Annotated in this window: 1 pseudogene; it reads right to left on the reverse strand. The window is 74.6% G+C overall.

Annotation, left to right across the window (positions count from 1 at the left end):
• Positions 1-78: 78 nt before the first annotated feature.
• Positions 79-767 (reverse strand): annotated as a pseudogene (locus tag DQW85_RS21970) (spermidine synthase); the annotation flags it as partial.

Genomic DNA, 767 nt, shown 5'->3' on the forward strand with positions numbered 1-767 from the left:
AAGGGCGGCGCCGCCCCACACGACCGCGGCGGCCCCGCACGACCGCCGCGACGTGGCGGGCGCGGGCCGGTGGCGGGGTCAGGCGGGAGCGGTGTTCCGGGGCAGGAGGGCGAAGGCGCCCAGGTAGACGATGGCGGCCACGACCAGCAGGCCCTGGTAGCCGATCACCAGGGCCAGGTACTCCAGGCAGCCACCCACCATCGCCCCCAGCAGGTTCGCCCCGAACGCGGTCGTCCCGTCGGCCGTGTCCGCGAAGCGCTTGGCGAAGACCACGTTCGCGGCGAAGATCGGCAGGAAGGCCACCGTGACCGCCGCCACCGCCCGGAGCGGCAGGGGGAGCGACAGCAGCCACGCGTTGGGCACCAGCCAGGCCAGCACCAGGCCGCCGAGCAGCACGCCGTACATGACGGGCAGCGGCGGCGTGCGGAAGCGGCGGGTCACCTCGACGGCGGCGAGCACCGCCACCAGCACCCCGGCGAACACGATCGCGTTGACCACCCAGGTGGTGCCGAACAGCAGCGCGAACCCGGTCACGCTCTTGGTCTCCAGCAGCAGGAAGGCCACGCCGAGCAGGAACAGGTCGGCGTACGGGCGCATCCGCCGGTAGGGGCCCGCCACGGCGCGTACGGCGAGCAGGCTGGCGGCGAGGATCAGACCGAGGGTGATCAGGTAGATCGGGGGGATCGTCCGGTCCTTGAGGTAGAGGAACGGGCGGTCGTCGCCGGCGGGCGGCGGCGTGCCGGCCGTGGCGCCGGCCCAGGGCGCGG

Origin of the sequence: Nonomuraea lactucae, assembly GCF_003313395.1 — a bacterium.
GTDB lineage: Bacteria > Actinomycetota > Actinomycetes > Streptosporangiales > Streptosporangiaceae > Nonomuraea > Nonomuraea lactucae.